Here is a 16523-nt window from a genome sequence, read left to right as displayed (position 1 = left end):
TTGATTAATTCTTAATGCCGCCATGAATACAACACCCACAACAACCAAAGGTGAACAGGCCAAAAATCAGCTTATCGCCGCCGCGCTGGCGCAGTTTGGTGAGTACGGGCTGCATGCGACCACGCGCGATATTGCCGCGCTGGCCGGGCAGAACATTGCGGCGATTACCTACTATTTTGGCTCAAAAGAGGATTTATACCTCGCCTGCGCCGAGTGGATCGCCGATTTTATCGGCACGCAGTTTCACCCGCACGTTGAGGAAGCCACCGCGCTGCTCGGCCAGCCGTCGCCCGACCGCGCCGCCGTTCGCCAGCTTATTCTCAACGCCTGCCACGATATGATCCGCCTGCTGACGCACGACGATACGCTCAACCTGAGCAAGTTTATCTCCCGGGAGCAGCTCTCCCCGACGGTCGCCTACCAGCGGGTACACGATCGGGTAATTGAGCCAATGCACTCGCACCTGACCCGGCTGATCGCCGCCTATACCGGGCGGGACGCCAGTGATACCGAGACGGTTTTGCATACCCACGCCCTGCTGGGTGAAATCCTTGCCTTCCGTCTGGGCAGGGAAACCATCCTGTTACGCACCGGCTGGACACAATTTGATGAGGATAAAGCCGCGCAGATTAGCAAGGTGATCGCCTGTCACGTCGATCTGATCCTGCAAGGCTTAACGCAAAGGAGCCTGAAGTCATGAAAAAACCTGTCGCCATCATTCTGGTGGTTGTTGTTTTGCTTGCCGCTGGAGTCGGTGGATGGCTGTGGTATCAGAGCCATCAGGATAAAGGCCTGACGCTGTACGGTAACGTGGATATTCGCACGGTGAACATGAGCTTCCGCGTGGGCGGACGTCTCGCCTCGCTGAACGTTGACGAAGGCGATGCCATCAAAAGCGGGCAGACGCTGGGGATGCTGGACAAAGCGCCCTATGAGAATGCGCTGATGCAGGCCAAAGCGGGCGTGTCAGTCGCCCAGGCGCAGTATGACCTGATGCTGGCAGGCTATCGCGACGAAGAGATTGCCCAGGCCGCCGCCGCGGTCAAACAGGCGCAGGCCGCCTATGACTACGCGCAGAACTTCTACGCGCGCCAGCAGGGGCTGTGGAAAAGCCGCACCATTTCCGCCAACGACCTGGAAAATGCGCGCTCGTCCCGCGACCAGGCGCAGGCCACGCTGAAGTCCGCGCAGGATAAGTTAAGCCAGTACCGCACCGGTAACCGCGCGCAGGATATCGCCCAGGCGAAAGCCAGCCTTGAACAGGCGCAGGCGCAGCTGGCTCAGGCTGAGCTGGATCTGCACGACACCACCTTAATCGCGCCGTCTGACGGCACGCTGATGACCCGCGCCGTGGAGCCGGGCAGCATGCTCAGCGCGGGCAGCACCGTCTTGACGCTCTCCCTGACCCGCCCGGTGTGGGTGCGCGCCTACATTGACGAGCCAAATCTCGGCCAGATGCAGCCGGGCCGCGAGCTGCTGCTCTATACCGACGGCCGCCCGGACAAGCCGTATCACGGCAAGGTGGGCTTTGTCTCCCCTACCGCCGAATTCACGCCGAAAACCGTTGAAACACCGGACCTGCGTACCGACCTGGTGTATCGCCTGCGCATCATTGTGACCGATGCGGACGACGCGCTGCGTCAGGGCATGCCCGTCACCGTAAAAGTAGACAGCGGGGAACGACATGAATGACGCGGTTATTCAGCTCAACAATCTGGTCAAACGCTTCGCGGGAATGGACAAACCGGCCGTCGCGCCGCTGAACTGCACCATCCAGAAAGGCTACGTGACCGGGCTGGTCGGCCCGGACGGCGCGGGGAAAACTACGCTGATGCGGATGCTGGCGGGGCTGCTCAAGCCGGATGAAGGCACGGCCAGCGTGCTTGGTCTTGACCCGATCGAGGACGACGGCGCGCTCCACGCCATGCTCGGCTATATGCCGCAGAAGTTTGGCCTGTACGAAGATCTGACGGTGATGGAAAACCTGAACCTGTACGCCGACCTGCGCAGCGTCACCGGCGAAACGCGGCAGAAAACCTTCGCGCGCCTGCTGGAGTTTACCTCCCTCGGCCCGTTCACCGACCGGCTGGCGGGCAAGCTCTCCGGCGGGATGAAGCAGAAGCTGGGGCTGGCCTGCACGCTGGTCGGCGAGCCGAAAGTGCTGCTGCTGGACGAGCCCGGCGTCGGCGTAGACCCGATTTCGCGTCGTGAACTGTGGCAGATGGTGCACGAGCTGGCGGGCGACGGGATGCTGATCCTCTGGAGCACCTCCTACCTCGACGAAGCGGAACAGTGCCGGGACGTGCTGCTGATGAACGAAGGCGAACTGCTTTATCAGGGCGAGCCGACGACGCTGACGCAGAGCATGGCCGGACGCAGCTTCCTGCTGCACAGCCCGCAGGAGTCCAACCGCAGGCTGCTGCAGCGGGTGCTCAGGCTGCCGCAGGTCAGCGACGGGATGATCCAGGGCCGCTCGGTGCGTATTATCCTCAAAAAAGAGGCCACCGCCGACGACGTTCGCCAGGCGCAGGGGATGCCTGAGATCGAAATAGAAGAGACCGCACCGCGCTTTGAGGACGCGTTTATCGACCTGCTGGGCGGCGCGGGTACGTCAGAGTCGCCGCTTGCCGCCATTCTGCATACGGTGGAAGGCACGCCGGGCGAAACGGTCATTGAAGCGAAATCGCTCACCAAAAAGTTCGGGGATTTCGCCGCCACTGACAACGTCAATTTTGCGGTGAAGCGCGGCGAGATTTTTGGCCTGCTCGGGCCGAACGGCGCGGGAAAATCGACCACCTTCAAGATGATGTGCGGCCTGCTGGTACCGACGTCCGGCAAGGCGCTGGTGCTGGACATGGATCTGAAGGTCAGCTCCGGCAAGGCGCGCCAGCATCTGGGGTATATGGCGCAGAAGTTTTCCCTGTACGGCAACCTGACGGTCGAGCAGAATCTGCGCTTTTTCTCCGGCGTGTACGGCCTGCGCGGGCGCGCGCAGAACGAGAAAATCCGCCGCATGAGCGACGCCTTCGCGTTAACCAACATCGCCTCCCACGCCACCGACGAACTGCCGCTCGGCTTTAAGCAGCGGCTGGCCCTGGCCTGCTCGCTGATGCACGAGCCGGATATTCTGTTTCTGGATGAACCGACCTCGGGGGTTGATCCCATTACCCGCCGCGAGTTCTGGCTGCACATCAACAGCATGGTGGAAAAAGGGGTGACCGTGATGGTGACCACCCACTTCATGGACGAGGCGGAGTACTGCGACCGCATCGGGCTGGTCTATCGCGGCAAGCTGATTGCCCACGGCACGCCGGACGACCTGAAAAACCAGGCCGCCGACGATGAGGTCCCGGACCCGACCATGGAGCAGGCGTTTATCACCCTCATCCACGACTGGGATAAGGAGAATGCCCATGCGCAGTAATGCCCTTTCCTGGCGCCGGGTGCGCGCGCTGTGCGTTAAAGAGACGCGGCAGATCGTGCGTGACCCCAGCAGCTGGCTGATAGCGGTGGTGATCCCCCTGCTGCTGCTGTTTATCTTTGGCTACGGCATTAACCTGGACTCCAGCAAGCTCCGGGTCGGGATTTTGCTGGAGCAGCAGAGCGAAGAGGCGCTGGACTTCACTCACGCCATGACCGGCTCGCCCTACATTGACGCCACCATCAGCGACAGCCGGCAGGAGTTGATCCAGAAAATGCAGGCCGGTAAAATTCGCGGTCTGATCGTCATTCCGGTGGATTTCGCCGCCAATATGGCGCGGGCAAATACCGATGCGCCGATCCAGGTGATTACCGACGGCAGCGAGCCGAACACCGCCAACTTCGTGCAGGGCTACGCGGAGGGGATCTGGCAGCTCTGGCAGATGCAGCGCGCGGAAGACCGGGGCGAGACGTTTGAACCGCTCATCGACGTGCAGACGCGCTACTGGTTTAACCCCGCCGCCATCAGCCAGCACTTTATTATTCCGGGCGCGGTGACGATTATCATGACGGTAATCGGCGCGATACTGACCTCGCTGGTGATTGCCCGCGAGTGGGAGCGCGGCACGATGGAGGCACTGCTCTCTACCGAAGTGACGCGCGTCGAGCTGCTGCTGTGCAAGCTCATCCCCTACTATTTCCTCGGCATGCTGGCGATGCTGCTCTGCATGCTGGTGTCAGTCTTTATCCTCGGCGTGCCGTATCGCGGCTCGCTGGTCGTGCTGTTTTTTATCACCAGCCTGTTTTTACTCAGCACGCTGGGCATGGGTCTGCTCATCTCCACCATCACCCGCAACCAGTTTAACGCCGCGCAGGTGGCGCTGAACGCCGCTTTTCTGCCGTCGATTATGCTGTCCGGGTTTATCTTCCAGATAGACAGTATGCCTGCGGTGATCCGCGCCGTGACCTACATCATCCCGGCGCGCTACTTCGTGAGCACCCTGCAAAGCCTGTTCCTGGCGGGGAATATTCCGGTGGTGCTGATTATCAACACCCTGTTTTTGATGGCGTCGGCGGTGATGTTTATCGGGTTGACGTGGATGAAAACCAAACGGCGGTTAGATTAAGGAGCGCGCATGTTTCACCGTTTATGGACACTGATCCGCAAAGAGCTGCAATCCCTGCTGCGCGAGCCGCAAACCCGCGCCATTCTGGTCTTGCCGGTGCTGATCCAGGTTTTACTGTTCCCGTTTGCCGCCACCCTTGAGGTGACCAACGCCACCATCGCCATTTACAACGAAGACAACGGCAAACATTCCGTCGAGCTGACGCAGCGCTTTGCCCGTGCGAAAGCCTTTACCCACATCCTGCTGCTGAAAAGCCCACAGGAGATCCAGCCCACCATCGACACGCAAAAAGCGCTGCTGCTGGTGCGGTTCCCGGCGGATTTCTCCCGCAATCTGGATACCTTCCAGACCGCGCCGATGCAGCTGATCCTCGACGGACGCAACTCCAACAGCGCCCAGATAGCGGCCAACTACTTGCAGCAGGTGGTGAAGGATTACCAGCAGGAGCTGATGGAGGGCAAACCGAAGCCCAACAACAGCGAGCTGGTGGTACGCAACTGGTACAACCCGAACCTGGACTATAAGTGGTTCGTGGTGCCGTCGCTGATCGCCATGATCACCACCATCGGGGTGATGATCGTGACCTCCCTGTCCGTCGCCCGCGAGCGCGAACAGGGCACGCTGGATCAGCTGCTGGTCTCCCCGCTCGCCACCTGGCAGATTTTCGTCGGCAAAGCGGTGCCGGCGCTGATTGTCGCGACGTTCCAGGCCACCATCGTGCTGGGAGTCGGTATTTGGGCCTACCAGATCCCGTTCGCCGGTTCGCTGGCGCTGTTTTACTTCACGATGGTGATTTACGGGCTGTCGCTGGTGGGGTTTGGACTGCTGATCTCGGCGCTCTGCTCGACGCAGCAGCAGGCGTTTATCGGGGTATTCGTCTTTATGATGCCCGCGATTTTGCTCTCGGGTTATGTTTCTCCCGTCGAGAACATGCCGGTATGGCTACAGGATCTGACGTGGGTAAATCCGATTCGGCACTTTACGGACATCACCAAGCAAATCTATCTGAAGGATGCGAGTCTGGATATTGTCTGGGGAAGTTTGTGGCCGCTGCTGGTGATTGCGGCCACGACGGGCTCAGTGGCGTACGCGATGTTTAGACGCAACATTGCGTAGCTTTTTCTCTTTGGTCAGCAACGAGACGACCGCAGGCCCTGCGAGGATTGCCAGACCCGCCAGGGCCAGCAGCAGGTTGTTTTGCAGCACGCGCGACAGCAGCCAAAGCACAATCATCGCGGCACCAAAATACCAGGTGGTGGTGAGCTCTTCGAGCACATCACCCACCTCGCGCCAGCGCGCTTCGTGGTGGCGCTGTAAGAACAGCATCGACAGCACGGTGACGCCATAAAGGACGCATAGCCCCAGGCCAACACGCACCAGCGTGCCGCTCATCCAGCCCATCACCAGTACGGCCACGACCAGTAAATGCAACATTATCTGCCAGCAACTCAGGCCAGTTGCGACACGAACACGTTGTTGCCACTTCATGGCTTCTCTCCTGAAGGATTTTTCTCTGCTTAATCAGACTACCGCACTTTACGGAAAATTCCGTAACGCCGCATCTTTTTGTGACGCCGACTACACTTTATTTTCATTGGGATAGTCACTCAGGAAGGAGCTTATGACTCAAAAAATGCAGCATTTCTCGCTTAAGGTGCTGACGATAAACATTCATAAGGGCTTCACAGCATTTAATCGCCGCTTCATTTTACCGGAGCTGCGCGACGCGGTTCGCACCGTCAGCGCGGATATTGTCTGCCTCCAGGAGGTGATGGGCGCACACGAAGTGCACCCGCTCCACTTTGAGAACTGGCCCGACACGCCGCACTATGAATTTCTGGCCGACACCATGTGGAGTGATTACGCCTATGGCCGCAACGCGGTCTACCCGGAAGGGCATCACGGGAACGCGGTGCTGTCCCGCTACCCCATTGAACATTATGAAAACCGCGACGTTTCCGTCGGGGAAAGCGAAAAACGCGGCCTGCTTTACTGCCGCATTACCCCGCCCGACCTCGAGCGACCTGTGCATGTCGGCTGTGTTCATCTGGGCCTTCGCGAAGCCCATCGTCAGGCGCAGCTGAAAATGCTGGCCGAATGGGCCAACGCGCTTCCCGAAGGTGAACCGGTGGTCGTGGCCGGCGATTTCAACGACTGGCGACAGCGGGCAAACCATCCGTTAAAAGTGGATGCCGGACTGGAGGAGATTTTTACTCGCGCCAACGGCAGGCCTGCGCGCACCTTCCCGGTCCGTTTCCCGCTGCTTCGGCTTGACCGCATCTACGTGAAAAATGCCCACGCCAGCAGCCCGACCGCCCTGGCGCTCCTTAACTGGCGACATCTTTCCGACCATGCCCCGCTCAGCGCGGAGATCCACCTATGAAATGTTCCTGGCAGGAAGGCAACCGGATCACGCTGCTGGTCAACGGAGACGAGTACTACCCGGCCGTGTTTAAGGCGATTGATAACGCGCAGCAGAAGGTGATCCTCGAAACCTTTATCTGGTTCGAAGACAATGTGGGCAAGCAGTTGCACAGCGTGCTGCTGCGCGCCGCCCGGCGCGGCGTCAAAATTGAAGTGCTGCTTGATGGCTATGGCTCGCCGGATCTCAGCGATGCGTTTGTCAATGAGTTGACCTCCGCGGGCGTGGTGTTCCGCTACTACGATCCCGGCCCTCGCCTGTTCGGCATGCGTACCAATCTTTTCCGCCGGATGCACCGCAAAATTGTGGTGGTGGACGAGACGGTGGCGTTTGTCGGCGGCATTAACTACTCCGCTGAGCATATGTCCGACTACGGCCCGGAGGCGAAGCAGGACTACGCCATTCGCATTGAAGGCCCGGTGGTGCAGGACATTTTGCTCTTTGAGCTGGAGAACCTGCCGGGTAAAGAGGCCGTTCGCCGCTGGTGGAGACGCCGCCATCGCCCGGAAGAGAACCGGAAGCCCGGCGAAGCGCAGGCCCTTTTCGTCTGGCGGGATAACGGCGAGCACCGTGACGACATTGAACGTCATTATCTCAAGATGCTCGCCAACGCGAAGCGCGAAGTGATTATTGCTAACGCCTACTTTTTCCCGGGCTATCGTCTGCTGCACGCCATGCGCAATGCGGCCCGTCGCGGGGTACGCGTGAAGCTGATTGTGCAGGGCGAGCCGGATATGCCGATAGTCAAAGTCGGCGCGCGGCTGCTGTATAACTATCTGGTGAAGGGCGGCGTACAGATCTACGAATATCGCCGCCGACCGCTGCACGGCAAAGTGGCGCTGATGGACGATCACTGGGCAACCGTGGGCTCCAGTAACCTCGATCCGCTGAGTTTATCGCTCAACCTTGAAGCCAACCTGATCATTCACGATCGCCAGTTTAACCAGACCCTGCGGGATAACCTGCAGGCGTTGATCGTTAACGACAGCGTGCGCGTGGACGAATCCATGGTCCCCAAACGTACCTGGTGGAACCTGGGCATCAGCGTGGTGGTGTTCCACTTTCTGCGTCATTTCCCGGCGATGGTCGGCTGGCTGCCGGCGCATACGCCTAAGCTTGCGCAGGTGGACCCGCCGGTACAACCTGAAATGGAAACCCAGGACCGTATTGAAGCGGAAGATGGAGGCAAACCCTGATGTCGAAATCGCATCCGCGCTGGCGGCTGGCAAAAAAGATCCTGACCTGGCTGTTTTTTATTGCGGTCGCGGTTCTGCTGGTGGTCTACGCGCAGAAAGTTGACTGGGAAGAGGTGTGGAAGGTCATCCGCAACTATAACCGGATGGTGCTGCTGGGCGCTGTAGGGCTGGTTATCGTGAGCTACCTGATGTACGGCTGCTATGACCTGCTGGGCCGCGCCTACTGCGGCCACAAGCTGGCCAAACGTCAGGTTATGCTGGTGTCGTTTATCTGCTATGCCTTTAACCTGACGCTGAGCACCTGGGTCGGCGGCATTGGCATGCGCTATCGCCTTTATTCGCGGCTCGGCCTGCCGGGCGGGACCATCACGCGCATTTTCTCGTTAAGCATCACCACCAACTGGCTGGGCTATATTCTGCTCGGCGGGGTGATCTTCACCATCGGCGTGGTGCAGCTGCCCGCGCACTGGTATATCGACGAGGCCACGCTGCGCATACTGGGCATCGTACTGCTGCTGATCATCGCCGTTTATCTGTGGGCCTGCGCGTTTGCCAGACGCCGTCACATGACCATTAAAGGGCAAAAGCTGGTGCTGCCCTCATGGAAGTTTGCGGTGCTGCAGATGGCCGTCTCCAGCGCCAACTGGATGGCGATGGGGGCCATTATCTGGCTGCTGATTGGCGAGGACGTGAACTACTTCTTCGTGCTGGGCGTGCTGCTGGTGAGCAGTATTGCGGGCGTGATTGTGCATATTCCGGCGGGGATCGGCGTGCTGGAAGCGGTATTTATCGCCCTGCTGGCCGGGGAGCATGTCTCTCAGGGCACGATTATCGCGGCCCTGCTGGCATACCGCATGCTGTATTACTTCCTGCCGCTGGCGCTGGCAACGGTCTGTTATCTGGTGCTGGAGAGTCGGGCGAAGAAGCTGAGAGCGAAGAACGAAAAGGTAATGGCGAAATAAAAGAAAAACGGCAACCTTGTTGCCGTTTTTAGTGTTTGTTCCCTCTCCCGTGGGAGAGGGTCAGGGTGAGGGCACCAGACCGCACCCCACCCGGCAAAACAACCCTAGCGACGGTTGCCGAAAATCCGCAGCAGCATCAGGAACAGGTTGATGAAGTCCAGATACAGCGTCAGCGCGCCCAGGATCGCGTATTTGCGCAGGTTTGAGCTGTCGCGTACGTCAATCTGCTCGCCGATGTTTTTTAGCTTCTGGGTGTCATACGCCGTCAACCCAACGAAGATCACCACCCCGATGTAGGTCACGGCCCACATCAGCGCGTCGCTCTTCAGCCACAGGTTTACCAGCGACGCCAGCACAATCCCAATCAGCCCCATAAACAGCATGCTGCCTAAACCGCTCAGATCGCGCTTCGTGGTGTAACCGTAGAGACTCATCACGCCGAACATCCCGCCGGTCACCACAAAGGTGCTGGCGATGGAGGAGTAGGTGTAGACGATGAAAATACTGGAAAGCGTCAGCCCCGTTAGCGCCGAATAGAGCATAAACAGCGTGGTCGCCATTCCGGCACTCAGCTTTTGCACCAGACCCGAAAGCACAAACACCAGCGCCAGCTGCGCGATAATCAGCCCAAAGAAGGTGATTTTGCTGGAGAAGATAAACATCATCAGTTCAGGCGTGTTCGCCGCATACCACGCGATAAACGCGGTAAGCAGCAGGCCAACCGTCATCCAGCCGTACACCTGAGCCATATACGTCTGCAGGCCGCTACGGGTCTGCTGTACTATTGAATCGGAACGCGGAAATCGGTCCATGATTCACTCCTGATTAAGATTAAGTAGACACACACGTTAAGATTAACACATCCATGTAAACCGACTACCAACGGCTGGCGGCTTGTTTATCGCTGTCGCGCGATTCCACCCAGCGGTCACCTTCCGGCGTGGCTTCGCGCTTCCAGAACGGCGCTTTGGTTTTGAGGTAATCCATAATGAACTCCCCTGCCGCAAACGCGCTGCCGCGGTGTGCGCTGGTCACCCCGACGAAGACAATCTCCTCGCCGGGCCACATCTCGCCGATGCGGTGAATCACCGTGACGCGGCCAAGCGGCCAGCGACCCCGCGCCTCGTCGACAATCTCCGCCAGCGATTTCTCGGTCATCCCAGGATAGTGCTCCAGCGTCAGTGCCTTCACGCTGTCGCCGAGGTTGTGATTGCGCACCTTGCCGGTGAAGGTGACGACAGCGCCGTCTTCATCGCGTTCCGCCAGCCAGCTGTATTCGGTCCCCACGTTAAAACGCTCGGGGCTCACCAGAATTCGGGTTTCAGCCATCTTAGCCCCCCGTTACCGGCGGGAAGAAGGCCACTTCATCCCCTGCGTTCAGCGGATGGGTGAACTCCACCAGCGTCTGGTTAACGGCGGCCAGCAGCTTGCCTTCGTCCAGCGCCAGCGCCCAGCGGTCGCTTTGTGCCGCCAGATGCGCGCGCAGGGCAGCGACGTTTTCAAAGGACGCATCCAGCGTCAGGCTGTCGGTATTCACCAGCTCGCGCACCTGCGCAAAAAAGAGCACCTTAATCATGGCTGTCCACCTTAAAATCACCGGATTTGCCGCCGCTTTTTGCCAGCAGGCGAACCGGGCCAATCACCATATCTTTCTGCACCGCTTTGCACATGTCATAAATGGTCAGCGCGGCAACTGAGGCCGCCGTCAGCGCTTCCATCTCTACGCCGGTTTTGCCGGTTAAGCGACAGAGTGACTCAATGCGCACGCGGCTCTGCTCCGGCTGCGCCTGCAGGCTCACTTCCACCTTGCTCAGCATCAGCGGATGGCACAGCGGAATAAGATCCCAGGTGCGTTTGGCGGCCTGAATACCCGCGATGCGCGCGGTGGCAAAGACGTCGCCCTTATGGTGGCTGCCGTCGATAATCATCGCCAGGGTCTCCGGCAGCATAGTGACGAACGCTTCCGCGCGCGCCTCGCGCACCGTTTCGGCTTTGGCGGAAACATCCACCATATGCGCTTCACCGGCGGCGTTAATGTGGGTCAGTTGTGACATAGCTTATTTCTTTAAATGGGGATGAAAATTACACGGACGGGTACGGGCATCCAGCTGCGGGGCAATGATGTTTTCCCACGCGGTGCGGCAGGCTTTGGTCGAACCCGGCATGGCAAAAATCAGGGTTTTGTTAGCCACCCCGGCAACGGCGCGCGACTGAAGCGTGGAGGTACCAATCTCTTCAAAGGAGAGCATGCGGAACACTTCGCCGAAGCCTTCCACCTCGCGGTCAAACAGCGGGATAAGCGCTTCGGGGGCCTGATCGCCTGCGGTAAAGCCGGTGCCGCCAGTAATCAGCACCACCTGCACCTCATCGCTGGCAATCCACTGCGAAACCTGAGCGCGAATGGCGTAGCGGTTCTCCTTCACGATCGCTTTATCGACGATGCTATGCCCCGCGTCATGAGCCGCCTCGCGCAGCCAGTGGCCGGAGGTATCATCCTCTTCGCCGCGGCGGTCGGAAACGGTAAGGATAGCAATGCGTGTCGGGATAAATTCTGCGCTTACCTGACTCATATTCTGATTCCTTCTTAAGCCTGATTACCCGCCGATGTAGGACAGGTTCTGAGTAATGCCGGTATTGCCCTGATGCAGGAAGTGGGTCTGTTTTTTATGCGTCAGCGCTTCAGAAATACGTGCTTCAAGCGCGTCCTGCTGCGCATCGTCTTCAAGCAGATCGCGAAGGTCTACGCCGCCGTCGCCAAACAGGCAAAGATGGAGCTTGCCAACGGAGGAGACGCGCAGGCGGTTGCAGCTGGCGCAGAAGTCTTTCTCATAGGGCATGATAAGCCCAATCTCACCTTCGTAATCCGGGTGGCAGAAGACCTGCGCCGGACCGTCGCTGCGCTGGCGGATCTGGTGGATCCAGCCGCGTCTCAGCAGCGCGTCGCGCAGCACCATGCCGGAGATGTGATGGCGACGGAACAGCTCGCTGCCCTCGCCGGTTTCCATCAGCTCGATAAAACGCAGCTGTATAGGGCGGGATTTGATCCACGCCAGGAAGGTGTCCAGCTGATGATGATTCACATCACGCATCAGCACCGTGTTGACTTTTACCTTCTCGAACCCGGCCGCAAATGCCGCGTCGATACCGTCCATGACCTGCTGAAATTTATCCTGGCCGGTAATGGCGTGGAACTGACGGGCGTCCAGGCTATCGACGCTGACGTTGATCGCCGTCAGCCCCGCATCGCGCCAGTTCGCCACGTCACGCGCCATGCGGTAACCGTTGGTGGTCACGGCAATCTGGCGGATACGTTCGTTTTCACGCACGGCGGCGATGATGTCGGGAAAATCACGGCGCAGAGAGGGTTCACCGCCGGTCAGACGCACTTTTTCGGTGCCGAGCTCAGAGAAGGCGCGCGTGACGCGGCGCACTTCATCCACGGAGAGAAAGCCGTTATTGGTGACGCTGCCCGGTTTGTAGCCATCGGGCAGGCAGTAGGTGCAACGGAAGTTGCACACATCGGTAATCGACAGACGTAAGTAATAAAACTTACGCGCGAAAGCATCAGTAAGTTGTGAAGCCATGTACACCTTTCCAGATCGGGAGGCACAGTCATTTCTTTCTGTACCCTGGTGGCAAATTCGCCACGGCCAGAGCGCCATATCTTTCGACACAGGCACAAGGGCTAGAGTGTATGTTTTCAATTTTGAAAACGTGGTTAGGGCGATAGTAGCGCGGAAATTCTGACGACGCCATTATCGCTTTTCGCTATATAATTATCTATATAGCGATTCAATCCTGCATTTTCGCTACAGAATACCTAAAAACCGCATTTTCACATTGATATACGTCATTTTGCGTCGGGTGAGGCATCGTCTTTTAGGGGTAGTTAGGTTACTGTTACGCGATCGAACGTGATAAGGAATACGTATGCGCAATCGCACTTTTGCGGATCTTGACCGAGTGGTCGCTCTTGGCGGAGGACACGGCTTAGGCCGGGTTATGTCCTCTTTGTCGTCACTCGGCTCAAGACTGACCGGGATAGTGACCACCACCGATAACGGCGGCTCAACCGGGCGCATTCGTCGTGCCGAAGGCGGCATTGCCTGGGGAGACATGCGCAACTGCCTGAACCAGTTAATTACCGAGCCAAGCGTCGCGTCGGCGATGTTTGAGTACCGTTTTGGCGGAAATGGCGAACTTTCCGGGCATAACCTCGGAAATCTGATGTTAAAGGCGCTTGATCACCTGAGCGTAAGGCCTCTGGAAGCCATCAACTTAATCCGCAATCTGCTCAAAGTGGATGCATTCCTGATCCCTATGTCCGAACAACCGGTTGACTTGATGGCAATCGACGCCGAAGGGCATGAAGTTTACGGCGAGGTGAATATCGACCAGCTCATCCTGCCGCCAACGGAGTTAATGACCTATCCGAGCGTACCCGCCACGCGAGAAGCGGTGGAGGCCATCGGGGAAGCGGATCTTATCCTGATCGGTCCAGGCAGTTTTTACACCAGCCTGATGCCCATTCTGCTGGTGAAAGAGCTGGCGCAGGCGCTGCGCCGCACCCCTGCCCCGATGGTTTACATCGGTAACCTGGGACGTGAACTGAGCCCGGCGGCGGCGAGCCTGTCGCTGGCAGACAAGCTTGAAGTAATGGAGCATTACGTCGGCAAGAAAATCATTGACGGCGTAGTCGTGGGCCCAAAAGTGGATGTGTCATGGATTGGCGATCGTCTGGTGGTGCAGGAGCCGCTGGAGGCCAGCGATATCAAGTATCGCCATGACCGTCACCTGCTGCGCGAGGCGCTGGAGAAGGCGATTCAGGCGCTGGGTTAGTTTCGTTTTGTGCGGCCTGATGCCCTCACCCCGGCCCTCTCCCACGGGGAGAGGGAGAAAACAACGCTTTACTCACGATGCCGCGATGAAAAGATCCCGCAGCTGATGAAGCTGGTCGCGGATCTGCGCCGCCTCTTCGAACTCCAGATTCTGCGCGTGCTGCATCATCTGCCCTTCCAGCTCGTGGATTTTCTGCTGCAGCGCTTTCGGCGTCAGCACGACGGTATCTTCTTCCACCACTGAACGCGCCTTGCCGCGGCCTTTCGCTTTGGTTTTGGCGATGTTCTGACCCAGCGCCAGAATATCCACCACCTTCTTGTTCAGCCCCTGCGGCGTGATGCCGTGCTCTTCGTTGTAGCGCTGCTGCTTCTCGCGGCGGCGCTCCGTTTCGCCAATCGCTTTTGCCATCGACGGGGTGATTTTGTCACCGTACAGAATCGCTTTACCGTTGACGTTACGCGCCGCACGGCCGATGGTCTGGATCAGGGAGCGCTCAGAACGCAGGAAGCCCTCTTTGTCCGCATCCAGAATCGCCACCAGCGAGACTTCCGGCATATCCAGGCCTTCTCGCAGCAGGTTGATCCCCACCAGCACGTCAAACTCGCCCAGACGCAGATCGCGGATAATCTCCATGCGCTCCACGGTATCGATATCCGAGTGCAGATAGCGCACCTTCTCGCCGTGCTCTTCCAGATACTCGGTGAGGTCTTCCGCCATGCGCTTGGTGAGCGTGGTCACCAGCACGCGCTCGTTGATGGCGGAACGGGCACGGATCTCAGAGAGCAGATCGTCCACCTGAGTGGCCACCGGACGAACTTCAATAATCGGGTCAAGCAGACCCGTTGGACGCACAACCTGATCGACAACGTCTTCACCGGATTTCTCCAGCTCGTAGTTGCCCGGCGTGGCCGAGACGTAAATGGTTTGCGGCGCGAGCGCCTCAAACTCTTCAAACTTCATCGGGCGGTTATCCAGCGCCGACGGCAGGCGGAAGCCGTACTCCACCAGCGTCTCTTTACGCGCGCGGTCACCGCGGTACATCCCGCCGATCTGCGGGATCGTGACGTGGGACTCGTCGATCACCAGCAAACCGTCTGCCGGAAGATAGTCAAACAGCGTCGGCGGCGGCTCGCCCGGCCCGCGCCCGGAGAGGAAGCGCGAGTAGTTTTCAATGCCGGAGCAGTAGCCCAGCTCGTTCATCATCTCAAGGTCGAACTGGGTACGCTGGCTGAGGCGCTGCTCTTCCAGCAGCTTATTGTTCGCCAGCAGCACCTTACGGCGCTCGGCCAGCTCCACTTTGATCTCTTCCATCGCCTGCACGATACGCTCGCGCGGCGTCACGTAGTGCGTTTTCGGGTAGATGGTGAAGCGCTGGATCACCGACTCAATGTGTCCGGTCAAGGGGTCGAAGAGCGACAGCCGTTCAACCTCTTCGTCAAACAGCTCGACGCGCAGCGCCATATCGTCCGATTCCGCCGGGAAGATGTCGATCACCTCACCGCGTACGCGGAACGTCCCGCGCTGGAACGCCTGATCGTTACGGGCATACTGCAGCTCCGCCAGACGACGAACGATGGCGCGCTGGTCGATGATCATCCCCTGCGTCAGGTGCAGCATCATTTTGAGATAGAGATCCGGATCGCCCAGACCGTAGATCGCGGAAACCGACGCGACGACGACCACGTCGCGACGCTCCAGAAGCGCCTTAGTGGCCGACAGTCGCATCTGCTCGATGTGTTCGTTCACCGAGGCGTCCTTCTCGATGAAGGTGTCAGAGCTCGGCACATAGGCTTCAGGCTGGTAGTAATCGTAGTAGGAGACGAAATACTCCACCGCATTTTCCGGGAAGAACTCTTTCATCTCGCCGTAAAGCTGCGCGGCCAGGGTTTTATTGGGTGCCAGCACCATCGTTGGGCGCTGGAGATCCGCAATCACGTTGGCGATGGTGAAGGTTTTACCTGACCCCGTCACACCTAATAGCGTCTGGTGCGCCAGCCCATCTTCCAGCCCCTCTTCCAGACGACGGATCGCCTCAGGCTGATCGCCAGATGGACGGAAAGCAGAATTCAATTTGAACGGTTTACTCATGGGCGACAACCTGATGACGTTAAAAGCGGCAGGTGAGTAATTTTACTCGTTGTTGCCAGGAATGCCAGTAAAAAACACTGGATGAAAAACCAGTGGCATGTCAGGATATTTAGCATAGCGCCTGAAGGATTGGTGCGATAACGGCCAAAATTTGGGCTGTGACAATATAAAACACCAGTCAGGTCAGGTTATCCCCAGAACTTTTTCTTTTTTAACATTTGTCAAGCCAGGTAATGATAGTTTTGTGGCAACGGGTGACACTTTCATGACGGGAATTGCTTTTATCTAAGCAGTTAAATAATAAACGATATTTTCTAAAGCCGCGTTTCGCGTCAATTTGGGCGTAAGCCGCGTCTTCTCTCGCTTATCGCATGTTTTCTAACTCTAATGCACATGGTTATCCACAGGAATAGTGGATAACTGCTTCCAGCCCATACAGCGTGGCGCTCGGCAAATTCCCGGATTTTCC

17 protein-coding genes and 1 riboswitch are annotated in these 16523 nt (G+C 58.3%); of the genes, 9 read left to right on the top strand and 8 right to left on the bottom strand.

Features of this window, described 5'->3' with window-relative positions:
- Positions 1–22 precede the first annotated feature (22 nt).
- Genes cecR through AC2TE5_RS06660 form a run of 5 tightly spaced genes read left to right on the top strand, consistent with a single transcriptional unit; the run spans position 23 to position 5663 of the window.
- Positions 23–700 (top strand): transcriptional regulator CecR, encoded by a 678-nt coding sequence (gene cecR, locus AC2TE5_RS06680; RefSeq protein ID WP_039261402.1) that lies wholly within the window; start codon positions 23–25, stop codon positions 698–700.
- Positions 697–1692 (top strand): secretion protein HlyD, encoded by a 996-nt coding sequence (hlyD, locus tag AC2TE5_RS06675; protein ID WP_484612875.1) that lies wholly within the window; start codon positions 697–699, stop codon positions 1690–1692. The genes cecR and hlyD overlap by 4 nt, the downstream gene beginning before the upstream one ends.
- Positions 1685–3424, top strand: a complete 1740-nt coding sequence (locus AC2TE5_RS06670; protein ID WP_484612874.1) for an ATP-binding cassette domain-containing protein — start codon at positions 1685–1687, stop codon at positions 3422–3424. Before hlyD ends, AC2TE5_RS06670 begins: the two co-directional genes overlap by 8 nt.
- Positions 3414–4547: an ABC transporter permease gene (locus AC2TE5_RS06665; protein WP_193940191.1), complete on the top strand. Its 1134-nt coding sequence runs from the start codon at positions 3414–3416 to the stop codon at positions 4545–4547. The genes AC2TE5_RS06670 and AC2TE5_RS06665 overlap by 11 nt, the downstream gene beginning before the upstream one ends.
- 9 nt (positions 4548–4556) lie before the next feature.
- Complete coding sequence (locus AC2TE5_RS06660; protein WP_023310860.1) at positions 4557–5663, top strand: ABC transporter permease; 1107 nt, start codon at positions 4557–4559, stop codon at positions 5661–5663.
- Here the strand turns inward: AC2TE5_RS06660 and AC2TE5_RS06655 are convergent.
- Positions 5625–6035 (bottom strand): YbhQ family protein, encoded by a 411-nt coding sequence (locus tag AC2TE5_RS06655; RefSeq protein WP_014883088.1) that lies wholly within the window; start codon positions 6033–6035, stop codon positions 5625–5627. The genes AC2TE5_RS06660 and AC2TE5_RS06655 overlap by 39 nt on opposite strands.
- 133 nt (positions 6036–6168) lie before the next feature.
- Here AC2TE5_RS06655 and AC2TE5_RS06650 point away from each other — a divergent pair, with 133 nt between their 5' ends.
- Genes AC2TE5_RS06650 through AC2TE5_RS06640 form a run of 3 tightly spaced genes read left to right on the top strand, consistent with a single transcriptional unit; the run spans position 6169 to position 9127 of the window.
- Positions 6169–6930, top strand: coding sequence for an endonuclease/exonuclease/phosphatase family protein (locus AC2TE5_RS06650; RefSeq protein ID WP_023334979.1), 762 nt, complete (start codon positions 6169–6171; stop codon positions 6928–6930).
- Complete coding sequence (gene clsB, locus AC2TE5_RS06645; protein ID WP_047648324.1) at positions 6927–8165, top strand: cardiolipin synthase ClsB; 1239 nt, start codon at positions 6927–6929, stop codon at positions 8163–8165. Before AC2TE5_RS06650 ends, clsB begins: the two co-directional genes overlap by 4 nt.
- Complete coding sequence (locus tag AC2TE5_RS06640) at positions 8165–9127, top strand: lysylphosphatidylglycerol synthase domain-containing protein (protein ID WP_063442025.1); 963 nt, start codon at positions 8165–8167, stop codon at positions 9125–9127. The genes clsB and AC2TE5_RS06640 overlap by 1 nt, the downstream gene beginning before the upstream one ends.
- Positions 9128–9231: 104 nt before the next feature.
- Here the strand turns inward: AC2TE5_RS06640 and AC2TE5_RS06635 are convergent, their stop codons facing one another.
- The 6 genes from AC2TE5_RS06635 to moaA form a co-directional block, all read right to left on the bottom strand.
- Positions 9232–9939, bottom strand: coding sequence for a Bax inhibitor-1/YccA family protein (locus tag AC2TE5_RS06635; RefSeq protein ID WP_029742164.1), 708 nt, complete (start codon positions 9937–9939; stop codon positions 9232–9234).
- A gap of 64 nt (positions 9940–10003) precedes the next feature.
- A complete protein-coding gene (moaE, locus tag AC2TE5_RS06630) occupies positions 10004–10456 on the bottom strand; it encodes a molybdopterin synthase catalytic subunit MoaE (RefSeq protein WP_229225526.1) in 453 nt (150 codons plus the stop codon).
- 1 nt (position 10457) lies between these two features.
- Entirely contained in the window at positions 10458–10703 is a 246-nt protein-coding gene (gene moaD, locus AC2TE5_RS06625) for a molybdopterin synthase sulfur carrier subunit (RefSeq protein ID WP_023310854.1), read from the bottom strand.
- Positions 10696–11181 (bottom strand): cyclic pyranopterin monophosphate synthase MoaC, encoded by a 486-nt coding sequence (gene moaC, locus AC2TE5_RS06620; RefSeq protein ID WP_484612873.1) that lies wholly within the window; start codon positions 11179–11181, stop codon positions 10696–10698. Before moaC ends, moaD begins: the two co-directional genes overlap by 8 nt.
- 3 nt (positions 11182–11184) lie before the next feature.
- Positions 11185–11697 carry a molybdenum cofactor biosynthesis protein B gene (gene moaB / locus AC2TE5_RS06615; protein WP_023334973.1) on the bottom strand — a complete coding sequence of 171 codons (513 nt, stop codon included), beginning with the start codon at positions 11695–11697 and terminating at the stop codon, positions 11185–11187.
- A gap of 24 nt (positions 11698–11721) precedes the next feature.
- On the bottom strand, positions 11722–12711 hold the full coding sequence (gene moaA, locus AC2TE5_RS06610) for a GTP 3',8-cyclase MoaA (RefSeq protein WP_059346371.1): 990 nt from the start codon (positions 12709–12711) through the stop codon (positions 11722–11724).
- A riboswitch (molybdenum cofactor riboswitch) is annotated at positions 12699–12832 on the bottom strand. (Overlaps the previous gene by 13 nt.)
- Before the next feature lie 225 nt (positions 12833–13057).
- On the opposite strand from moaA, the gene yvcK reads away from it, so the two are divergent.
- A complete protein-coding gene (gene yvcK, locus AC2TE5_RS06605) occupies positions 13058–13966 on the top strand; it encodes a uridine diphosphate-N-acetylglucosamine-binding protein YvcK (protein WP_484612872.1) in 909 nt (302 codons plus the stop codon).
- 72 nt (positions 13967–14038) lie between these two features.
- Here yvcK and uvrB read toward each other — a convergent pair whose 3' ends face one another.
- Positions 14039–16054, bottom strand: a complete 2016-nt coding sequence (uvrB, locus tag AC2TE5_RS06600; RefSeq protein ID WP_109846300.1) for an excinuclease ABC subunit UvrB — start codon at positions 16052–16054, stop codon at positions 14039–14041.
- Between the last annotated feature and the right edge of the window lie 469 nt (positions 16055–16523).

This window comes from Enterobacter sp. N5-15 (assembly GCF_057221635.1).
Note: the sequence above shows the minus strand (reverse complement) of the source record. Positions and strands in the feature narration are given on the sequence as shown.